The following is a 19,426-nucleotide window of genomic DNA, read 5'->3' as shown; positions in this document are numbered from 1 at the left end:
GGAACCGAGCACTTCAGCGCCGCTCGCTCGCCCAGCCATCGTCACGCGACCGACGATGCACTAACTTCGAACCTGGGCCACCGCATGGGGGCAGGCCAGGGACGTTCCGATCCTTGGCCATGCTCTACCCAATCTGCGAGCACCTCGCCTGCCGCGCCTGCTCCACGAGCCGAGGTTGGGTTCAGACAGGATTGGCGAGGACATAGTCGATTATAGCGGCGAATGTGTAGGGCTCGCTCGTCAGGTATCCGCTTCCTGCGCCGGGCATCGCATCAAAGGCACGTTGCCCTACCTGCCCAGCCGCACGCATCGCTTCACTGGGTTCCCGCAGCTCTTTCAAGACGGCGCGGACGATGGCTTCGGCATCCTCATGATTTGCAAGTAGCGATCGATGCTCGCAGGCATCAAACGCCGCCGCACATAGGCGGCTGATATCTGAGTTCATGGCGAGTGTGGTGGGCATGCTTCAGCTTCTGTTACGATTGTTCGAATGAACAAGCCGAGTGAGTACCTCCTCAAAGCGCGGGTCTCTTTTCACTCCATCCACGACGGACGCAGTCGCGATCAAATCGCGCTGCATGTCGGGCTCCAATAAGGGCCATGCCAGAATCACGGCCGCCCCTAATTGAGCCAAGGCGACGATGTCCTGTTCGCCGTGCGTGTCGATAAGCGCACGATCTTGATCGGCCATGAAAGCCTCCTGCTTGGCGTCCGGCATAGGCCACCGGGAGGGAACGCGCGACGGCCAGGAAAGGAGCGCCCTTGAGGACCGGAGCGCAAACGGTGCCGGCCTCACTTCAGGGAGCCTTTCAATTTCAGGCGCTCGTTCGGCGTTGATGCATACCGAGCGACGAGCACGTCTCATAACATTGTCGGTCGTAGCCGGTATTGGGGCTCCCAATTCACCTTGCACCGCTCCCGCCAACCTCCCGCCCGCCGTTGCCTCATGGCGCGACCAGATCACTGCGGGTTGTGCTGTGAGGCTCCGCCTGCCGATGGCCAGCTGGAGTTCTGCCGCTAAGAAGCGTCCTTTGATCACGGGGAGCGGGATCGTTCCGCGCGCTTCCTAGCTCGGCTTCCCAAGAAGGGACGATACTTGATTGCGCGATCGCATCTAGGGCCGAATAACTAATCTACGTAAAGTTCCGCGATATTAAGCGGCCAAACGACCTCAAATGATGGATGGATCCATGATAATAATCTGTTAAATGCAGCTCTTGAAACAGACGAGGGCCTTGATGCGCGACTCAGCCTTGGCGGCCCTGGAGGTTTCGGTAACGCCTCCGGATGTCAGCCCAACACCTGAGACGCTCATCCTCCGCGAGCACATCCGCCGGATCCTACGCAAGCTCCCGTGCCCCGCGGCCGGCGCTCAGTACAGCTGAAGGGAGCGAAGCACGACGCCATCGGCGGTGTGGATCTCTACGCACCAGCGCTCATCAGGATCGGCCAATTCACCCCGCGCGTGCATCTCGGCGATCAGCTGCGTCGCCTCGGCCACGGCAACCTCGATCGAGCTAGCCAACACACCCTCCTCGTCCTCGATGACCTCGCCCGGGCCCCTCAGACGGAAATGGTATCGCTCTGCCATGTCGCTCCTGCTCACGCCGTTGGGACAGCACTTCAATGGCGCGAGGGTTAGCATTTGATGGACAGGCCACTTGGTATGGCTGCCACACCAAGCTGATGAACACGGAGATGCGTTTGCATCCGGGAGGAGCCCTGCCAACCGGTTTGGGAGTTCGCGGCCAAGGGGCGCGGCTGACGATCAGGATGCGCCCGGCGCCAGCGGCAGGCTAGTCCGCGCGCTCCACGCCTTGGCGCGAGCCCAAGCCGCGGCCAGCGCCTCGATCGCCTCGTCCCGCGTGTTAGCCATGCCGTTCAGCGGCCGCACGCCCTCGGCCTCATGCCCGCGCTGGCAGCCGGTGCAGCTTCAGGTCCACGTGCCGTTCTGCGGGCCGCCCTCCATCCGCTTGATCCGGCCGACGTGCTGACCGGCTTCCTCGGCCACGAAGTCGTGGTGCGTGTCGGGGAACGTGCGGCGCCACGTGAACGTCACGGCTCGGCGCTCTCTCGGATCCCGAGCGCGACCAGCAGTTCGCGCCCGCCCGAGGTCAGGTGCCAAGCGCGCCGACTGGTCCGGCCGCGGGTCGGACGCTCCTCGACGTACCCGAGCTCCTGCAGGATCGGCATGACAGTCGGGTAGGCCTCGTGCCTCAGGCCGCCGGGGTTTTCGGCGACAGCGCGCATGGCCTCGAGGTGGCGGCCGCGAATCGGGGCTCTCGGTTCGGAAGGCATGGCGGCGCCGGACTATCGCGAGTCGCCGTCCTCTACGAGTCCGCGGCTCGCGGCGAGGCGCCACAGGTCGGCATCCGAGAAGACGAGGTCGCCGATCTGCCAGTGCTCAAGCTCATCGCCGATCGGCCAGACGGGGATACCGGCGGCCCGCAGCGCCGTCACCGCTTCCAAGATCGGGTCGGTGTCGTCGGTCATGAACGCCGGGTAGCGCGAGCGTGAGGCCAGGCCATCATACATTTGATGGACTCGGGTCGGCCTCGTCGCTCGCGCCCTTGGCCGCCCGCGCCTGACCGTGGCTCACGCCTTCCTCTCGTCGAGCCACGCGTACCATGCCTCAAGGCCCTTCTCGACGCTGTGCGCGATCGGGCTGCCGTCCTCGTCAATCAGGCCAGCCTGGAGCTGGGCAGCCAGCACGGGCCAGTAGCGATCCGATGTCGCCGCGATCTCGTCCTCGGAGACGCCGAGCATTCTCATCTGCTTGGCATAAAGGGCCCGGGCGACCGGCTCGATGTTGTCGGTGCGGTCGCTCATCCCTTCACCGGGTGCGCCAGCAGGATCGCGGTCCGGACCATGTTGCGCTTCCAGGCCGCCTTGTCGGTGGTCAGCGCCTCGGCCGCGCGGGTGTTCGTCCGGAGCGTCTCGACGAGGTCGAGGGTCCAGCCCTTCGCGAGCGGGTAGGCCTCCGTCGCCAGATCGGCGAGCACCGCGTCGACCGCGGCGTTGATCTCGTCGTCGGTGACCTCCGCGGCCTTGCGCAGTTCGGAGACGGTCGGAGGTTCTTTGGCCATGGGCGGCCTATTGCAGCCGGGTCGTGGTCGAGTCCATGAGGCCGACGCGCACAGCGAGAGCGAGGAGATCGCCGTCCGTCAGCGTCTCGCCGTCAACGAGCCAGAGCGGGTAGCGCCGGCTCCAGGGTTCGACGACGTGACCGTGCAGACGGAGCGCCGCAACGGCTTCGCGGATCGGGTCGTGGAGGACGTCCATGAAGCAGGGCAATCGAGGGTAGGGCAGGGGGCTATTCCATGTCCTTAAACGCTTGCCGACCGGTAACGGCCTCACACAAAATCAATATGATCGCCCCGACTGTTAATCGCCTTGTCGCAGGTTCGAGTCCTGCTCGGGGAGCCATCCACTTACCAACATCTTGATCGAACTGAGTTTTCGGCTCTCTCACCCGTCCCGGGTTCTGAGGTTCGGGAACAGCGTTGCCGTTCCGGCATCCGTCAATACGTGCGACGTGCCGTGTTCGACTGGCGCGATGCGGGCGTGCCGGCGCCTCTGCCGACCGGTGCCGTCGCAGATCGATCCTTCACACTCCCCGCGGGATCAGGCGCGCGGTGGCGCCGATGGATAGCGGGATGTTTCGCGCGCCCTCGAACGTCTACGTCGTGCGCCCGTGCCGCCCGCCCCGATGTGGCGCGGCGCGCTGAGCCACGACGACAGGCACGGCGGTGATCCCGATGTCGGGCGGCATGCTCGGTTCCCTGGCCCTGGCGGCCGTCTTCACGCTGGGGTGCTTCGGCATCCACAGCGCGCGCCGGCATCCGGACGCGGTGACCATCGGTCTGTTCCTCCTGCTCGGCCTGCTCGCGTCCCTGTATGTCGGCCAGCACGTCGGACCGGACGCGCACCATCCCCCGTGGCAGCACGAGGCCCTGTATCGCGAGAGCGCGCCGACGTCGCATCCGACGATGTGACGGACGTGGCACCGCGCTTTCGGAACGCGCGGCGACATCGACCTCGATCGACCGTGATCGACCGCGACGGCCGTCGCGTGTGGCCGATGGCCTCGCGGTGACCTAGTTCCCGGAGCCCTCCTGCGAGAGACCGGCCATGGCTTTCCCCGATGCGAACGAACCCAGCGCCACGTCGATCAGCGCCCTCGAGCTGGTCAATACCCTGATCGAGCGCAAGGAGAGCGGCGAGCCGGTCGACGCCGACATCCTGTCTTTCCTGACCGACATGGAACGGCTCGGGCTCACCGACACCGATGCCTACGCGACGCTCGACGCGTATCGGCCTGGGCCCGCACTGGGTGCGACCGGCGGGGATGACGCGAGCGAGGCGGACGCCTAGCGCCGGCGATCCGCCGCGCCGTCCCGGCCGGTCGTGACGACGGCACCTTCATCCCCGCCGCGGCGTGGCGGGGATGGTCCGAGCCGGATGCGGCCGTCGTCAGGACGGTCGCGGCTCACCGGCAGCGGTGGCGACGTCCATCCCGGCCGAGATAGGTTCCGCTCTGCGGGTCGTAGGATCGGAACCGGCGCGCGCAGTAGCGGTCGTCGTCCGCGACACGGTAGGTTTCGGTGTCGGCGTAGCCGTACGTGACGGGCGCATAACCGCCGTAGTACCCGGTGTCGTAGCCGTATCCCGGATAACCGTAGCCGCCATACAGACCGCCCACGGCGACGCCGAGGCCGAGGCCGCCGAGCCCGTATCCGCCCCGTCCGTAGCCGTAGCCGTAGGGGCGGCCGTAGTAGCCGCGGTTGTAGCCGTAATGGCGATGATGACCGTAGCCCCGGTGGGCGCCGAGCCCGTGCCCGAACCCGGGATTGGCGAATCCGCCGCCGACAGCCGGTCGGCCGAAATTGTGGTTGCCGAAGCCGTTATTGGCGAAGCTACCCCCTCCGGCATCGGCAGCCGGCCCGAAGGCGTGATTGCCGAAGCCCCGGTTGGCGAAGCCGCCGCCCGCGGCGCCAGCCCCGACACCGGGACTGCTGAAGCCGCCGCCGCCGACGGCCGCGGCTCCGAAATTGTGGTTGCCGAAGCCGTGGTTGGCGAAGCGGCCCGCCTGCGCCTGGGCTCCGGTCGGCGCCCCGAGAAGAGCGCCGGCAAGGATTGCCGACGCGATCACTGTGACTGTCGTGTTCATGGTCGCCACTCAGGCTGTGTTGCGTCTACTCTGATCAACGTCGCGCCCGAGACGGCCAATCCCGCTTCCTTTTGTCCCGCGACAGATCGGAGAGCGGCGCGCCGCCCTGCTCGTGAGCCGGAGACCTACGAGTGCTGCTGGGCCTTGAGGCTGCTCTGCGTCCCGGACTCGTCCGTCTTCGGGTTCGCGAGGCCGCTCGTGTTGCCGTCGGTGTCGGCGTCCGTCTCGGCAACCACCTGCCGGTTGCCGGCGTGGTCCTGGTACTGCTCGGTCTGGACGTTCTTGCTGTCCAGACCGCGCTCGTCGCTGTGCCGCGACTTGTCGCGGTTGCTGAGCACCATGTTCTCCGGCAGCACGCCGTCGGGCAGGTCCGACATGGCCCCGGATCCGGTCCCCTTACCCTGAGCGCCGGGACCGACTTTGTGCCGACTGGCATTCGCCATAATCATTCTCCGATGCGGATCAACACGTCTCGGGCACGGCGGCTCGCGGTGCCCGCGCGGATCGGGCGGTCAGCGATCCTGCTGGTAGCCCTGGTTGGTGGTGTTCACCTTGGAGTTTCCGGCCTGGCCGACCTTGTCCGGATCCTTGGTCTGGGATCCGGCGCGCCCCTGCGTGAGCGGCGCTTCGGTGGCGCTGCCGGGGCCCTTGTCGGACCGGTTGGCCGGCGGAACGGGCGGTGGCTTGGTCGTCATGTGCACCTCGTGGTGGCCAGTACGGAGCCAACCTGACAGGGTCCTCATCGTTCCGGGCGCAGTTGTTCCGGCCACGCTCGAGAGCTGAGCCGTGGCTCGCGAATAGAACGACACACGCACCTCCGCTCATCGCGACCGCGATGGGGCGATTGGTCTACTGTTCTACTTCGGACAATCGCGCGACGACGGCGGCACGTCGCGGCTGTTCGAGATTCCGCGCGAGACGATGCGAACGGGCTCGGATCTCCGTGGCGGCGACGGCGACACCGCCCGAGAACCTGCGCCGTCGCGACGACCGACGCGCGCGACCCGACCGGATCCGCGCCGATGCGGAATCTGTCGGCCGGCGCGGCCGGCAGATTCTGCCGCTCGGCCGATCCTGCCGGCCGAGAGCCCGGACCCGCCGCTGAAATCATTGGGAAAATTCTGGAACGACCCGTGCCTGACCACCGTGAGGGCGGTCGCGGAGGCGTACCATGTCGGTCAACACGGTTTCGGGCAGTTCACTCCAGCGGGATCTCGTCAGCGCCCTCAGGCAGGCGCGGGCGGCGAACGTTGCCCGCCTCGATGTCGGCACCGCCGCGACGGCGAACCAGGAGACCGGCAAGCAGGGGGCCGCGGACGACACCGCCCCGTCGACCGGGACGACCTCGACGCCGACGCTGTCGAACGACCTGATGGCGTCGCTCCTCCAGCTGCAGTCGGACTTCAGCCAGATGGGGCTGCAGAACGGCGTCACGGCGCCCGCGGAAGCAGCGGCCAACGCCGACGACACGTCGGCGACCGGCACCGCCACCGGTACGGCGCCCGGTCAGGCCGCGGGCGGCGCGTCCGCCGTCCATCACCATCGCGGCCATCACGGCCACCGGCCGGTGTCGGATGCCGAGCAGAGCGAGGGTGCGGCCCAGGCCGGCACCGCGACCGACGCGTCCGCGGCCTCATCCACGGTCTCGTCCGCGAGCACGTCCACCAGCACGTCCGCCACCGCGACCGCCGATCCCGCGATGGCGACCGGCAGCGGCAGCGGCAGCGACCTGCAATCCTTCCTGCAGCAGGTGACCAAGGCGGTGACCGCCTACGCGGCCGGCGGACCGCTCGGCATCGCGGCCGCGCTGACCAGCACCACCAAGGTCTGACGATCCCGGGCTTGGCCCGCGGCTGGAGCGGCGTGGCCGCCTCTGGCATGATCGGGGCAACCGGAGAGCGCCATGGCCCTGACCGTCCCCGTGATCCTCGGCAGCGTTCGGACCGACCGCATCGGCATCCGCGCCGCGCGCTTCCTGATCGCGCAGCTGGAGTCCCGCGGCCACGCCGCCCCCCTGGTCGATCCGGCCGAGCTGGCGCTCCCGCTCCTCGACCGGATGTACAAGGAATACCCGGCCGGGACGGCGCCGGAGCCCCTGCAGCGCTGCGCCGACCTCTTCCGCCGCGCCGACGCCTTCCTGGTCGTCACGGCCGAGTACAACCACGGTGTGCCGCCGGCACTGTCGAACACCCTCGATCACTTCCTCGAGGAGTATTTCTGGCGGCCCTCGGCCATCTGCTGCTATTCGGCCGGCCAGTTCGGCGGCGTCCGGGCCGCGATGCCGCTGCGGGCCATGCTCGCCGAGATGGGCATGTCGAGCATCCCCTCGCTCCTGCCGATCCCGCGGCTCCAGAAGGTCATCGACGCGCAGGGCGTCGCCGTCGAGCCATGGCTCACGACGGCGACCGGCCGCTTCCTCGACGAGCTGGAATGGCACGCCGAGGCCCTGCGGGACCGGCGCCGGGGCGGCACCCCGTACTGATCCGCGGAGCGCCCTCCGGACGCCGCGGGCCCGGGTCGGACGGTGGCTCGAGCGATGCGGCCCCCAGCATCGCCCCTGCCGGAGCGGAGGTATTCGGACTGCGAACCGGGCCTCCACGCGGGCGTTTCTGTGCGCTGAATCTGTCGAGACGGCGCATTCGATGCTGGAAATGCCCAAATACTCGGCACACGATTGTAGAACAACTGTGCCGGATCAGGCCCGCGAGACGTTGAACCCGCGGAGCGCTCATGTCGCGAGACAGTATTGCGCTGTTGCAAAAAGGTGGCTGCACACGGCCCCGAAGTATGAGAGCTTGGCCGTGTTCCCGAACCCGGACCGATTCCGATGAAGATCGACGAGAGGGCGCTCCTGCAGGAGCGCGTGCGGACGCTTGTCCTGCGCCACGCCCTGGAAGCCGTACTGGACCGCCTCGCGTCGGTGGCGCGCGAGGCCGGGAAAGATGCCGAGACGGAATTCCTGAGCCTGGAGCAGTCGCTCGTCTCGGCCGCGCGCGGTCTCGCCGATCGGGCCACCGCCCAGAAGCTGGCGGTGCTGGTCGCCGTCGAGGACGCGGGCACGACGATCCGGGCCGCGTTCGACAACGCCCATGACCGCCTCGAGGCGCTGCGGCCGGCCCATCTCACCCTCGTCGCACCGACGGCGGCCGTCGCCGCCTAGCTGCGCGCGGTCTCGGGCTGAGCCCGGAGCGCCCGGAGCGGACGGGATGTCGGTGCGGCCGCGCCTCGGGCTGGGACGCACCGCCGCGGGATCGTCGAGGACAGCGGGGATCTGGAACGCAGGGACCGGAATCCGGGACCGAACGTCCCGCCGCGCAACCGATACAGGCGGCGTCTCCTGCCGCACCGCTCGAAGACCCGGTCCCCGACTCGCCGTGGCTCACCGGAGACGTCCGCGAGGCTCCGCTCCGGCGCGGCCGGGGCTGGCGGAAGCCCGGATCGGGCGGGCGCGTCCGCGACGCGCCCGCCAGCTCACTGCCAGCTCACTGCTTGGCGCGGTTGATGATCGCCCAGAGCGCGTGGGCGACGGGCTCGGTGACGGTGCGACGGTACTTGCGGTGAACCAGTTGCCCGTTGTGGTAGACGTCCTGCTCCACGTAGAGCCGCTCGCCGTCCCAGCGGACGATGTTGTCGGACTCGGTGGTCTCCTCGACGCCGAGATCGCCTCGGAGAATCGAGTTGCCTGTCTGGGTCAGCATACGCGCGTCCTCGTTCACGCAGTCGGTTCTACCCGGGAAGCGCCGCCGCGGCCCGTGCAGCGCGATCCCAGGCAGCCCCCGATGTGGGCAGCATAGGAGGGCATCGGCGGACTTGCCAGCGAGGTGATGGACGCAAGCGCCCGACCGTCACGTCGTCCCCGCCGGCCCCGCGATCCGGGCACGACCTTAACGTTACCCATGTGCGCTTCGGCACGTCCAGCTCGGCCGTAAGGTGCGATCCTTCACAGGCGCACCCAGTCTGTCCGCACGACGCGGGCGGGATCGGCGGCGCGACGGAGGCGTCCATGCTCGCTCGCCCGTTCCGCCTGCTCGCCCCGGCGCTCGCGGCCCTCGGACTCGTGGCCCTACGCCTCGCGAGCCCGTTCATCGGGCCGGTGTCGCCCGCGCAACCGGGCGCGACCGACGACGCGGGCGTCGTCTTCCGGCACTATCTCTGACGCTCAACCCCGGCGGCTCAGCACGGGAGCGGCGGCCGGCAGCGGGCAAGACGCGCCGGCCGCGGGCCCGAGGATGATGTCGCCCTGGCGCGGGTTGTTGACGGTGAACGGGGCCGTCTCCTGGAGACCGATGAAGCCGCGCCCGATCTGCGGCACGAACAGGTCGCCCCCGAACCGGACGAAGCAGCGGTCGAGCACCGCCTCGTAATCGAAGGTCCGCTGGGTGACCGGGGTCCCGCCCGCGCCCGGCGCACCGCAATAGGCCGCGATGTCGATCTGGCCCGGCCGCGCCAGCCGCACCGGGAGCGACTGGCCGGGCAGCAGCGTGGCGGGCGGGCCGCCGTCCTGACGGGCGACCAGAACGAGGTTCGACCGGTTGTAGACCCGGCGCAGGCAATCCGCCGACGCGCCGGAGACGACCGAGACCGACCCGACGATGCCGAGCACGAGGCCGGCCCATGCGCACGCTACACGCTTCGTCACCGCAATTCCTCCGCCGGCCGGGCGCTCGACCGGCCGAGGCCGTCGATGGTGCCGTCCCTGACTTGAACAGCGGCCAGCTTGGCCGCGCAAGACGAACGCGGCAAGACCCGCCGCGTTCACGCGCGCATCGTAAATTCCCGCGGGGCCTCGGGATCAGCGGCGCTCGTAGAGGAGGCGGGCCCGGATCGTCCCCGGGATGGCGCGGATCTCGGTGAGCAGCGCCTCGGCATCCGCGTCAGTGGCGTCGGTCTCCAGCACCACGTAACCGACCTCGCCGTCGGTCTGGTAGAACTGCGCGGCGATGTTGACGTGGCCGCGGGAGAACACGTCGTTGAGCCGCCCGAGCATGCCGGGCAGGTTGCGCTGGACGTGGATGAACCGCGTCCCGGTCGGACGGGCCGGGAGTTGCACCTGCGGGAAGTTCACCGCGCCGACCGTCGAGCCGATATCGGAATAGTCCACGAGCTTGCGCGCCACCTCGGAGCCGATCCGCTCCTGCGCCTCCTCGGTGGAGCCGCCGATATGCGGTGTGAGGATCACGTTCTCGAGGCCCTGGAGCGGGCTCACGAACGCTTCGGCGTTCGAGCCGGGCTCCACCGGGAAGACGTCGACGGCCGCGCCCTTGAGATGGCCGTCGCGCAGGGCAGCGGCCAGCGCCTCGAGATCGACCACGGTGCCCCGGGCGTTGTTGATCAGGAAGGCGCCGGGCTTCATCGCCCGGATCTCGGCGGCGCCGATCATGTTGGCGGTGGCGTCGGTCTCCGGCACGTGCAGCGAGACGACGTCGCTCTGCGCCAGCAGGGCGTGCAGCGTCTCGACCGGCTCGGTGTTGCCGTGGCGCAGCTTGTCGGTGTGGTCGTAGAACAGCACCCGCATGCCCATGGCCTCGGCCAGGGTCGAGAGCTGCGTGCCGATATTGCCGTAGCCGACGATGCCCAGCGTCTTGCCGCGCACCTCCAGCGAGCCCACCGCCGACTTGTCCCAGCGGCCCGCGTGGGCGCCCACCGAGCGCGGAACGATCCGGCGCAGCAGCATCACGATCTCGCCGATCGTCAGCTCCGCGACCGAGCGGGTGTTGGAGAAGGGCGCGTTGAAGACCGGGATGCCCCGGTGGCGCGCCGCGTCCAGGTCGACCTGGTTGGTGCCGACCGAGAAGCAGCCCACGGCCAGGAGCCGGTCTGCCGCCTCGAAGGCGGAAGCGTCGAGCTGCGTGCGCGAGCGGATGCCCACCATGTGCACGCCCTGGAGCGCCTCGTGCAGGGCCTCCCGGTCCAGCGCCTTCGGCAGGCGGGTCAGGTTGGTGTAGCCGGCCGCCCGCATCAGCGCCACGGCGCTGTCGTTGATGCCCTCGAGCAGCAGGACGCGGATCTTGTCCTTCGGCAGGGAAAGCTTGTCGGGCGTCATGGGCGTCGATCGTCTGGCAGCAGGCCGGGCCGGGCGGTGCCGGCAGGCCCTGGAGTCGAGCGGCCTGGGATAAGAGGGCATCGTGTGCGTTGCAACATGGGGCGGTGACGGACGGCCCCGCTTGACCGCAGCCCCGCCCCCGGCCCGCCGCATGGCTCACCGGATGCTGGCCGGCCCAGACGCGGCACGATTGCCGCAGGCGTCACCCTGCCAAATATTCGGGCAGCCCCAACCGTCCTGAACTGACCTCGCCGACGGAACTCGGCCTCCTCTCGCGGCTTACTGGGCCCTGTACTGCAACGACCCGCCTGCCGGCCCCGCCGGCCAGCGGCCTTCCTCACGGTCCCCGACGATGCATATCCGCACCGGCTTCTCGATCGCCTTCGACACGTTCGGCCCCACGCCGATGAACCTGCTCCTCAACGTGCGCCCGGAGCGGCGGGGCGACCTCCTGACGCCGGAGGTGATCGCCTTCGATCCGCCGGTCGCAGCGTCGCAGCACGTCGACGCCTTCGGCAACGTCTGCACGCGCATCGTCGCGCCGGGCGGCCGGATCACCATGGCGGCCGATTTCACGATCGCCGACAGCGGGCTGCCGGACGACCAGGCCCCCGGCGCCCGGCAGATCGCCGTCCAGGACCTGCCGGACGACGTCGTGCCGTACCTGCTCGGCTCCCGCTACTGCGACACCGACAAGCTGTCGGGCATCGCGTGGTCCCTGTTCGGCGGCACGCCGGAGGGCTGGGCCCGCGTCCAGGCGATCGTCGACTTCGCCCATACCCGCCTGCGCTTCGACTACCAGCAGGCCGACGCGACCCGCACCGCCTTCGACGGCTACACGCAGGGCGTCGGCGTGTGCCGGGACTTCGCGCACCTGGCGATCGCCCTGTGCCGGTGCATGAACATCCCGGCCCGCTACGCCACCGGCTATCTCGGCGATATCGGCGTGCCGAAGGACCCGGCGCCGATGGACTTCTCGGCGTGGTTCGAGGTCTTCCTCGAAGGGTCCGAGGGGCCTCGCTGGTACACGTTCGACGCCCGGCACAACCGGCCCCGCATCGGCCGCATCGTCATGGCCCGCGGCCGCGACGCCACCGACTGCGCCCTGACGACGAGCTTCGGCGTCGCCCACCTGGTCCGGTTCGACGTCCACACCGACGCGGTGGTCGAGCCGCCGGAGACCCTGGCCCGGGCCGCCTGAGGCGCGCGCCCGCCGCGTCACCCGGCCCCAACCGCTAGATCGCCTCGGCGGTCTCTCGGGCCGGCGCCGGGTTGTTCGCCAGGTGCAGGAACGTCTGGTCGAACTCCGCAACCTCCTTCAGCGCGTCCCAATCCTCGATGGTCAGGATGCCGCCGCTCAGCGTGACGAGCCCCCGTCCGCGAAGGGTGCGCAGGACCCGGTTCAGGTGGACGCTCGTCAGGCCGAGCGCGTCGGCGAGTTCGGACTGCTTGGGCACCAGCGGGCAGCTCAGGCCGCGCGCGAGCCCGACCGCCTTCTGCCGGAGATAGAGCTCGCAGAACAGGTGGGCCACGCGGCCCAGCGCCTGCCGCCGCCCGAGGCTGGTGATCCGCTCGCGGTAATGGGCGGCGTCGATGAGGCTGTCGCGCCAGAGGGTGCCGGCGAGCCCCGGATTGCGCAGGAGGACCGCGCGCAGGTCGTCGTGCGCGATCAGCGCCACGACGCAGGGCGTCAGGGTGGCGAGGTTGTGATCCATCCGGTGCAGGTGGAGGCTCTGCAGGTCCGGCAGGTCGCCCGCGATGTAGAACGACAGGATCTGCCGCCCCCCCTCGGCGAGGGCGGCGTAGCGGTAGACCCATCCCTGCAGGACGAGGCAGCTGTGGGTCGGCCGGTCGCCGAACCGGACGATGTCGTGGCGGGCCGGCAGGTTCCGGACCGTGTGCGGCAGATCGAGGAGCGCCGCGCGGTCGGAATCGGACAGGCGCGCGATGCTGTCGAGCTTGCGCGCCAGCATCTCCATCGGGGCGTTGTACCCGTTCGGCATCGGGGGTTCAGGCCCCGGATCGCGCGGAGCGCGCGGTGCCGCCGCGCCGACGGCGGGCAGCCCGAGAGTCGAGATCAGGACAACCCACGCTTCACCCCCTTACGCCCCGGATCGCCGACCGGCGCGGACCTCGGTCGAGCGGGGTTGCCCCCTCGGCCGGCGGAAGCGCGACCGCAAACGTTCGACGGCGGACAAGTTTGCCGGATCTGCGGCCGGCGGCAAGACCACCGATATCGCCCGGACCCCGCGGACCGTCCTCCGCCCCGCGAGCCTAAAACCCTAATCGGTTGAAGTCGCAAGGCCGATGCTGTAAGGGACGCGCGTCCTCCCGGATCCGCCCTCGCGCGCTCGTCTTCTGGCGCGCCCGCCGGGCCGCCGGACGGACCGCCCTCGTCATCCGTATCGACGCGTCGGCAAACCGGGTCCCGCGGGACCGGTCGCCTCTCCCGAAAGACTCCGGGAAGGCCGCGGCGAACGGGGGCGCCTGCAACGCGAGCCGCCGACGCAACGGGCCTCCGCCGGGGGCCGTTCAGGAGACAGAATGACCGCAGGTACCGCTCTGGGGCGTGGCCCGAGCCGCGAGGATTTCGCAGCCCTCCTCGAGGAGAGCTTCCTCGAACACGAGATCACCGAAGGCTCCGTCGTCAAGGGTCGCGTCGTCGCGATCGAGAAGGACGTGGCCGTCATCGACATCGGCGCCAAGACGGAAGGCCGTGTCGCGCTCAAGGAATTCACCGGTCCCGGCCGCGAGGGCGAGCTGAAGGTCGGCGACGAGGTCGAGGTCTACGTCGACCGGATCGAGAACGCGCTCGGCGAGGCCGTCATCTCGCGCGACAAGGCGCGCCGCGAGGAGAGCTGGGTCAAGCTCGAGAAGTCGTTCGAGAACAACGACCGCGTCACCGGCACGATCTTCAACCAGGTCAAGGGCGGCTACACGGTCGACCTCGACGGCGCCGTGGCGTTCCTGCCGCGCTCGCAGGTCGACATCCGCCCGGTCCGCGACGTCACCCCGCTGCTGGGCACCCCGCAGCCGTTCCAGATCCTCAAGATGGATCGCCGCCGCGGCAACATCGTCGTGTCGCGCCGGACCGTCCTCGAGGAGAGCCGCGCCGAGCAGCGCTCCGAGCTGGTGGCCAACCTCGAGGAAGGTCAGGTCATCGACGGCGTCGTCAAGAACATCACCGAGTACGGCGCGTTCGTCGACCTCGGCGGGATCGACGGCCTGCTGCACGTCACCGACATGGCGTGGCGCCGCGTGAACCACCCGTCCGAGGTGGTCACAATCGGCCAGACCGTGAAGGTCAAGATCATCAAGATCAACCACGAGACGCACCGCATCTCGCTCGGCATCAAGCAGCTGCTCGCCGATCCGTGGGAGGGCATCGCCGCCCGCTACCCGGAGGGCGCCAAGCTCAAGGGCCGCGTGACCAACATCACCGATTACGGCGCCTTCGTGGAGCTGGAGCCGGGGATCGAGGGCCTGATCCACGTCTCCGAGATGAGCTGGACCAAGAAGAACGTCCATCCGGGCAAGATCGTCTCCACCTCCCAGGAGGTCGAGGTTCAGATCCTGGAGGTCGATCCGGTCAAGCGCCGCATCTCGCTGGGCCTCAAGCAGACCCTGCAGAACCCCTGGGAGGCCTTCGCCGAGAAGCACCCGGTCGGTTCCGAGGTCGAGGGCGAGGTCAAGAACAAGACCGAGTTCGGCCTGTTCATCGGCCTCGAGGGCGACGTCGACGGCATGGTCCACCTGTCGGATCTCGACTGGAACCGTCCCGGCGAGCAGGTCATCGAGGAGTTCAAGAAGGGCGACATGGTCCGCGCCCAGGTTCTCGACGTCGACGTCGAGAAGGAGCGGATCTCGCTGGGCGTGAAGCAGCTCGGCGGTGACCCCTTCGCCGAGGCCGGCGAGATCAAGAAGGGTCAGATCGTCACCTGCGAGGTGGTCGAGGTGAAGGATGCCGGCGTCGAGGTGAAGATCGTCGACACCGACATGCAGACCTTCATCCGCCGGGCCGAACTCGCCCGCGACCGCGGCGACCAGCGCCCCGAGCGCTTCGCCACCGGCGAGAAGTTCGACGCCCGCGTCGTCCAGTTCGACCGGAAGGCCCGCCGCGTGCAGGTCTCGATCAAGGCCCTCGAGGTCGCCGAGGAGAAGGAGGCCATGGCCCAGTTCGGCTCCGCCGATTCGGGTGCCTCCCTCGGCGACATCCTCGGCGCCGCCTTCAACAAGAAGCGCTCCGACGACGAGTGAGACACCGGCTCTGCCGCCCGGCCTGTCCGGGCGGCGGAGCCGACGGTTGAGACCCGCGCGGGACCCCGGTCCCGGGCGGGTTTTTCTTTGGGCGCCGGCAATCCAAGGTTGCCAGGGGCGCGCGGCCGGTCCGGTCGTGCCGCCCGACGCGACAGCGACGGGCCGCCCCGTCATTTTCTTCGCGCGCCCCGTATCCACGCCCGCGGAAAATGCTCTAGAACACCGGCCTCGCACGGCTCGGACGGAGCGAGCCGAAGGAAACCAAGGACTTGCCCGGCGCGGGGGTACGGCCCCGCACCCCGTCGAGGGGCCGGTCGGGGTGCTTTAGGGGAAGCGACAGCATGGCAGCCGATGCCGAACTGCTGATTGACCGGCGGCGCCTGCGCCGCAGGTTGTCCCTCTGGCGCGTGCTCGGCGTCGGCGGCCTCATCGTGGCGGTCGGGGCCCTCGGGTACCGGGTGCGGACGGGCGCGGACGGCGCCTTCGCGGTGCAGCCCCAGATCGCCCGCATCTCCGTCTCAGGCTTCATCGCCGGGAGCGAGGCCACCGCCAAGCTGATGAAGCGGGTCGGCGATTCGGACGCCGTGAAGGGCGTGATCGTCTCGATCAACTCGCCGGGCGGCACGACTACGGGCTCGGAGGAGATCTTCCGCAACCTCCGAGCGCTCGCCGCCAAGAAGCCGATCGTGGCCTTCGTGGACGGCACCGCCGCGTCCGGCGCCTACATCACCGCGATCGCGGCCGATCACATCGTCGCGCGCGAGACCAGCCTGGTCGGCTCGATCGGCGTGCTGTTCCAGTACCCCGACTTCTCGGGCCTGCTGGACAAGGTCGGCGTCAAGGTCGAGTCGGTGAAGTCGTCGCCGCTCAAGGCCGAGCCCTCGGGCTTCACCCCGACCTCGCCGGAGGCGCGTGCGGCGCTGGCCTCCGTGGTGGGCGACACCTACGCGTGGTTCAAGGGCCTCGTCGCGGAGCGCCGCGGCATGGATCCGGCCCAGCTCAGCACCGTCTCGGACGGACGGGTGTTCAGCGGGCGCCAGAGCGTGCCGCTGAAGCTCGTCGACGAGCTCGGCGGCGAGCGGCAGGCGGTGGCGTGGCTGGAGAGCGCCCGCGGCGTCCAGACGAACCTGCCGATCAAGGACTGGAAGCCTGCCTCGGAGAGCCGGTTCTCCCTGTGGTCGGCCGCCGGGATCGGCGCCGACCTTCTCGGCCTGGAAGGCCTCGCGGCGCGGCTGCGGTCCGTCGGCGCCGAGGCCGAGGCCGCCCGGGGCGGGATGCTCGCCCTCTGGCGCCCGGAACCCTGAACGACCGCCGCCGCGCAGCCCGCCCCGATCCCGCGAGAAGATCCCACGCCATGATCAAGTCGGAGCTCGTCCTCAAGATCGCCGAGCAGAACCCGCATCTCTACCAGCGCGACGTGGAGATCCTGGTCAACGCGATCCTCGACACCATTTCCGACGCGCTGGCCCGCGGCGACCGGGTCGAGCTGCGCGGCTTCGGCGCCTTCTCGGTCAAGCGCCGGGAGGCGCGCCGGGGACGCAACCCGCGCACGGGTGCCGCCGTTGCCGTGTCCGAGAAGGCGATCCCCGTGTTCAAGACCGGCAAGGAGATGCGCCAGCGCCTGAACGCCGCCGGGATCGGCGAGAATGCCTCGGCCGCCGAGTAGGAAGGACCTGTGAGCGCAATGATCCGTTTCCTGAAGAGCCTCGTGCTGCTGCCGATCGCCGCCCTGGTGATCCTCCTGGCGGTGGCCAATCGCGCGCCGGTGCGGCTCTCCTTCGATCCGTTCAACGTGGACGCGCCGGTCTTCAGCGTCGATCTCCCGCTCTACGCGATCCTGTTCGGCGCGGTGGCCCTGGGCATCGTGGTGGGCGGCATCTTCACGTGGCTCGGCCAGGGCAAGACCCGCGCGCGGGCGCGCTATCACCGCCGCGAGGCCGTCCGGCACGAGCGCGAGGCGACCCGCCTGCGGGCCTACGCGCCGGAGACCGAGACCTCGGGCGTCTACACGGTCCCGAATACCGGCCGGACGGCCCTGCCGGCCCCGCGCTGAGGCGGCCCCCTCAGCGCCGGCCGCGCGCGGCCGCCACGAAGGCCGCGATCTTCGCCGGATCCTTCGCCCCTGGCGCCGTCTCGACACCCGACGAGACGTCGACGGCGCCGATCCCCGTGCGGGCGAGGGCGTCGGCCACGTTTCCGGCATCCAGTCCGCCCGACAGCATGGTCCCGGGCGGGAGCGCGGCGCCGCGCAGGATCTCCCAATCGAAGCGCCGGCCGTTGCCGCCCGGCAGGGCGGCGTCCGGCGGCGCCTTGGCATCCAGCAGGATCCGGTCGGCGACCGCCGCGTAGGCCGGCAGGGCCGCGAGATCCGCCGACGTCGCGATGCCGAGCGCCTTCATCACCGGCCGTCCTGTCCGGGCGCGGATCGCCGCGACGCGCTCCGGGCTCTCCCGGCCGTGGAGCTGGACAAGATCCGGATCCACCGCCTCGACGGACGCGGCGAGAAGCGCGTCGTCCGGATCGACGAGCAGGATGACCCGCTCGGCCCGGCCGCGGGCCAGGGCCGACAGCGCGGCAGCCCCCGCCAGCGCCACGTGCCGGGGACTGCGGGGGAAGTGCACGAGACCGATCCAGTCCGCCCCGGCTTCCAGAGCGGCGGTCAGGGTCGCTTCGGTGCTGAGCCCGCAGATCTTCACGCGGGTCGGGGACGGGGAGGAGGCCATCGGCCTTCTATAGCCGATCCCGCACCGACGAGCAGGCCCGCGGCGCGCCGAGCGGTCATACCGGTCGCGCCCGCACCGCCCACCCGGCAGTGCCGGCCGGCAGGGTCGCTCCCCTAGTACAGGGCCGGCACGTAGACGTTCGGGATCGGGAAGCCGCTGAAGACGAGCTTGCCGTCGACGAGCCGGAGGGGCGGGAGCGCCTTCAGCGGCGTCCCGTCGGCCGGCGCGTCGGGGCCGGGGCGCTGGGCCAGCCCCAGGAGCCCGCCGACCAGCTGGCCCACCAGCGCGCCCCGGTCCGAGCCGAAGCGCTGGCCGACGATGCTGCCGACCAGCGCGTCGACGCCGGCCGCCCGCAGGTCGATCTGCCCGGCGGGCCGGTGGGCGGCGTCGAGGGCGAGCGTGCCCTTCGCCTGGACGCGCTGCGCCCCCTTGGCCAGCGACAGGGCCGTCAGGTCCAGGGCGCCACCCGCCTGACGCCAGCGTTCCAGCTCGCGCGCCACCGTCCCGGTGCGCAGCACGGTCGCCTGCGTCAGGGTCGCGTCCAGGGCGAGGTCGGCCGGATCCTGCGTTCCGGTGACCGCGTCGAGCTGCGGTACCGCCGCTTGGTTCAGGCGCAGGCTGACATCCACGGCGCCGTCGGAGTCGAAGCGGCCCGGGCTCGGCCGGGCATGCAGCTCGAGGTGCCGCCCCGAGACCGCGATCGGGCCGGGCTCGGCGCCCGTCACGGTGATGTCGGGCTTGTCGACGACCAGGGACGCGCGGCTGAACCCCCCCGCGGCGCCGTGAAAGCTGCCCTGGAGCGCGGTCCAGGACGCGTCGCCGGTCAGCGGGCCCTGCTCGACGTGGAAGGGGCCCGCGCTCTCGAAGACGACCAGGCGGGGCTGGTAGATCTGCGCCACCGCCGTGCTCGGCCCGAGCCGGAAGCGCCCATCGGCGCGCTCGAGGGTCACGGCGCTGCAGCGCAGCTCCAGGCGGAAAGGGTAGCCGCCGAGGGATCGGTCCGCGCAGGTCCAGGTGCGTCCGGCGGTCGCCTCGCGGGCGATCCAGCCGTCGATCTCGCTGGCCGCGCGCTCCCGCATCCACAGCCAGCCGGCCGACCAGCCCACGACCACGAGGGCGAGCAGGATGTAGGGCAGGAACAGCCCCCGCCGGGATCGCCGCGCGCCCCGTACCGGAGCTGTCTCAGCGGCACCCTCCGGCCGCGTCCGATCCTGCACCATGCGTTCCGCTCCC

The 19,426-nt window shown here is 70.1% G+C and carries 29 protein-coding genes; 11 read left to right on the top strand and 18 right to left on the bottom strand.

Annotated elements, in window-relative coordinates; genetic code table 11:
• Positions 1-181: 181 nt before the first annotated feature.
• From ASG32_RS34035 to ASG32_RS20570, 9 genes are all read right to left on the bottom strand, one after another.
• Positions 182-463: a hypothetical protein gene (locus ASG32_RS34035; protein WP_157862032.1), complete on the bottom strand. Its 282-nt coding sequence runs from the start codon at positions 461-463 to the stop codon at positions 182-184.
• Between the two features lie 3 nt (positions 464-466).
• The gene (locus tag ASG32_RS34030) at positions 467-691 is read right to left on the bottom strand and encodes a hypothetical protein (RefSeq protein ID WP_157862031.1); all 225 of its coding nucleotides are present in this window, start codon (positions 689-691) and stop codon (positions 467-469) included.
• A gap of 681 nt (positions 692-1,372) precedes the next feature.
• Complete coding sequence (locus ASG32_RS20595) at positions 1,373-1,591, bottom strand: hypothetical protein (RefSeq protein WP_056530123.1); 219 nt, start codon at positions 1,589-1,591, stop codon at positions 1,373-1,375.
• A 342-nt stretch (positions 1,592-1,933) separates the two neighbouring features.
• Positions 1,934-2,059 (bottom strand): hypothetical protein, encoded by a 126-nt coding sequence (locus tag ASG32_RS35655; RefSeq protein WP_280141594.1) that lies wholly within the window; start codon positions 2,057-2,059, stop codon positions 1,934-1,936.
• A complete protein-coding gene (locus ASG32_RS20590) occupies positions 2,056-2,250 on the bottom strand; it encodes a hypothetical protein (RefSeq protein ID WP_244492086.1) in 195 nt (64 codons plus the stop codon). The genes ASG32_RS35655 and ASG32_RS20590 overlap by 4 nt, the downstream gene beginning before the upstream one ends.
• A gap of 60 nt (positions 2,251-2,310) precedes the next feature.
• Positions 2,311-2,535, bottom strand: coding sequence for a hypothetical protein (locus ASG32_RS20585; RefSeq protein ID WP_244492085.1), 225 nt, complete (start codon positions 2,533-2,535; stop codon positions 2,311-2,313).
• A gap of 60 nt (positions 2,536-2,595) precedes the next feature.
• Positions 2,596-2,829, bottom strand: a complete 234-nt coding sequence (locus ASG32_RS20580; RefSeq protein WP_056530117.1) for a hypothetical protein — start codon at positions 2,827-2,829, stop codon at positions 2,596-2,598.
• Complete coding sequence (locus tag ASG32_RS20575) at positions 2,826-3,086, bottom strand: hypothetical protein (protein WP_056530114.1); 261 nt, start codon at positions 3,084-3,086, stop codon at positions 2,826-2,828. Before ASG32_RS20575 ends, ASG32_RS20580 begins: the two co-directional genes overlap by 4 nt.
• Positions 3,087-3,093: 7 nt before the next feature.
• Complete coding sequence (locus ASG32_RS20570; protein WP_056530111.1) at positions 3,094-3,282, bottom strand: hypothetical protein; 189 nt, start codon at positions 3,280-3,282, stop codon at positions 3,094-3,096.
• Between the two features lie 488 nt (positions 3,283-3,770).
• Between ASG32_RS20570 and ASG32_RS20565 the strand changes: the two genes are divergently transcribed.
• Entirely contained in the window at positions 3,771-3,995 is a 225-nt protein-coding gene (locus tag ASG32_RS20565; RefSeq protein ID WP_244492083.1) for a hypothetical protein, read from the top strand.
• A 136-nt stretch (positions 3,996-4,131) separates the two neighbouring features.
• Positions 4,132-4,374 carry a hypothetical protein gene (locus ASG32_RS20560; RefSeq protein WP_056530108.1) on the top strand — a complete coding sequence of 81 codons (243 nt, stop codon included), beginning with the start codon at positions 4,132-4,134 and terminating at the stop codon, positions 4,372-4,374.
• A gap of 115 nt (positions 4,375-4,489) precedes the next feature.
• On the opposite strand, the gene ASG32_RS20555 is transcribed toward ASG32_RS20560, so the two are convergent.
• From ASG32_RS20555 to ASG32_RS20545, 3 genes are all read right to left on the bottom strand, one after another.
• Entirely contained in the window at positions 4,490-5,170 is a 681-nt protein-coding gene (locus ASG32_RS20555) for a BA14K family protein (RefSeq protein WP_056530105.1), read from the bottom strand.
• A gap of 125 nt (positions 5,171-5,295) precedes the next feature.
• Entirely contained in the window at positions 5,296-5,613 is a 318-nt protein-coding gene (locus ASG32_RS20550; RefSeq protein ID WP_056530102.1) for a hypothetical protein, read from the bottom strand.
• 69 nt (positions 5,614-5,682) lie between these two features.
• On the bottom strand, positions 5,683-5,865 hold the full coding sequence (locus tag ASG32_RS20545; protein WP_012319429.1) for a hypothetical protein: 183 nt from the start codon (positions 5,863-5,865) through the stop codon (positions 5,683-5,685).
• Positions 5,866-6,341: 476 nt separating this feature from the next.
• Here ASG32_RS20545 and ASG32_RS20540 point away from each other — a divergent pair, with 476 nt between their 5' ends.
• The 3 genes from ASG32_RS20540 (at position 6,342) to ASG32_RS20530 (ending at position 8,330) form a co-directional block, all read left to right on the top strand.
• Complete coding sequence (locus tag ASG32_RS20540; RefSeq protein ID WP_056530099.1) at positions 6,342-7,001, top strand: hypothetical protein; 660 nt, start codon at positions 6,342-6,344, stop codon at positions 6,999-7,001.
• Between the two features lie 72 nt (positions 7,002-7,073).
• Positions 7,074-7,652, top strand: a complete 579-nt coding sequence (locus ASG32_RS20535) for an NADPH-dependent FMN reductase (RefSeq protein WP_056530096.1) — start codon at positions 7,074-7,076, stop codon at positions 7,650-7,652.
• Positions 7,653-7,997: 345 nt separating this feature from the next.
• Entirely contained in the window at positions 7,998-8,330 is a 333-nt protein-coding gene (locus ASG32_RS20530; RefSeq protein ID WP_020092164.1) for a hypothetical protein, read from the top strand.
• Between the two features lie 322 nt (positions 8,331-8,652).
• On the opposite strand, the gene ASG32_RS20525 is transcribed toward ASG32_RS20530, so the two are convergent.
• Entirely contained in the window at positions 8,653-8,868 is a 216-nt protein-coding gene (locus tag ASG32_RS20525; protein WP_020092165.1) for a hypothetical protein, read from the bottom strand.
• A gap of 305 nt (positions 8,869-9,173) precedes the next feature.
• Here ASG32_RS20525 and ASG32_RS34550 point away from each other — a divergent pair, with 305 nt between their 5' ends.
• Positions 9,174-9,326, top strand: coding sequence for a hypothetical protein (locus ASG32_RS34550; RefSeq protein ID WP_165923077.1), 153 nt, complete (start codon positions 9,174-9,176; stop codon positions 9,324-9,326).
• A 3-nt stretch (positions 9,327-9,329) separates the two neighbouring features.
• Here the strand turns inward: ASG32_RS34550 and ASG32_RS20520 are convergent, their stop codons facing one another.
• Positions 9,330-9,809, bottom strand: a complete 480-nt coding sequence (locus ASG32_RS20520; RefSeq protein WP_056530092.1) for a hypothetical protein — start codon at positions 9,807-9,809, stop codon at positions 9,330-9,332.
• Positions 9,810-9,962: 153 nt separating this feature from the next.
• Positions 9,963-11,213, bottom strand: coding sequence for a phosphoglycerate dehydrogenase (serA, locus tag ASG32_RS20515; protein ID WP_056530089.1), 1,251 nt, complete (start codon positions 11,211-11,213; stop codon positions 9,963-9,965).
• A gap of 352 nt (positions 11,214-11,565) precedes the next feature.
• On the opposite strand from serA, the gene ASG32_RS20510 reads away from it, so the two are divergent.
• Complete coding sequence (locus ASG32_RS20510; RefSeq protein WP_056530086.1) at positions 11,566-12,414, top strand: transglutaminase family protein; 849 nt, start codon at positions 11,566-11,568, stop codon at positions 12,412-12,414.
• A 34-nt stretch (positions 12,415-12,448) separates the two neighbouring features.
• On the opposite strand, the gene ASG32_RS20505 is transcribed toward ASG32_RS20510, so the two are convergent.
• Positions 12,449-13,216, bottom strand: a complete 768-nt coding sequence (locus tag ASG32_RS20505) for a Crp/Fnr family transcriptional regulator (RefSeq protein WP_056530083.1) — start codon at positions 13,214-13,216, stop codon at positions 12,449-12,451.
• 541 nt (positions 13,217-13,757) lie between these two features.
• Here ASG32_RS20505 and rpsA point away from each other — a divergent pair.
• From rpsA to ASG32_RS20485, 4 genes are all read left to right on the top strand, one after another.
• Positions 13,758-15,470 (top strand): 30S ribosomal protein S1, encoded by a 1,713-nt coding sequence (rpsA, locus tag ASG32_RS20500; RefSeq protein ID WP_010683172.1) that lies wholly within the window; start codon positions 13,758-13,760, stop codon positions 15,468-15,470.
• A gap of 341 nt (positions 15,471-15,811) precedes the next feature.
• Positions 15,812-16,774: a signal peptide peptidase SppA gene (gene sppA / locus ASG32_RS20495; protein ID WP_020092171.1), complete on the top strand. Its 963-nt coding sequence runs from the start codon at positions 15,812-15,814 to the stop codon at positions 16,772-16,774.
• Positions 16,775-16,824: 50 nt separating this feature from the next.
• Entirely contained in the window at positions 16,825-17,136 is a 312-nt protein-coding gene (locus tag ASG32_RS20490; RefSeq protein ID WP_012319412.1) for an integration host factor subunit beta, read from the top strand.
• An 18-nt stretch (positions 17,137-17,154) separates the two neighbouring features.
• Positions 17,155-17,523, top strand: coding sequence for a LapA family protein (locus ASG32_RS20485; protein WP_026604778.1), 369 nt, complete (start codon positions 17,155-17,157; stop codon positions 17,521-17,523).
• A 10-nt stretch (positions 17,524-17,533) separates the two neighbouring features.
• Here ASG32_RS20485 and ASG32_RS20480 read toward each other — a convergent pair whose 3' ends face one another.
• Together ASG32_RS20480 and ASG32_RS20475 are read right to left on the bottom strand one after the other, a co-directional pair.
• Complete coding sequence (locus ASG32_RS20480; RefSeq protein WP_056530080.1) at positions 17,534-18,193, bottom strand: phosphoribosylanthranilate isomerase; 660 nt, start codon at positions 18,191-18,193, stop codon at positions 17,534-17,536.
• A gap of 113 nt (positions 18,194-18,306) precedes the next feature.
• A complete protein-coding gene (locus tag ASG32_RS20475; RefSeq protein WP_056530077.1) occupies positions 18,307-19,413 on the bottom strand; it encodes a DUF2125 domain-containing protein in 1,107 nt (368 codons plus the stop codon).
• Positions 19,414-19,426 lie beyond the last annotated feature (13 nt).

This window comes from Methylobacterium sp. Leaf361 (assembly GCF_001424445.1).
In the GTDB taxonomy this organism is placed as follows: Bacteria; Pseudomonadota; Alphaproteobacteria; order Rhizobiales; family Beijerinckiaceae; genus Methylobacterium.
Note: the sequence above shows the minus strand (reverse complement) of the source record. Positions and strands in the feature narration are given on the sequence as shown.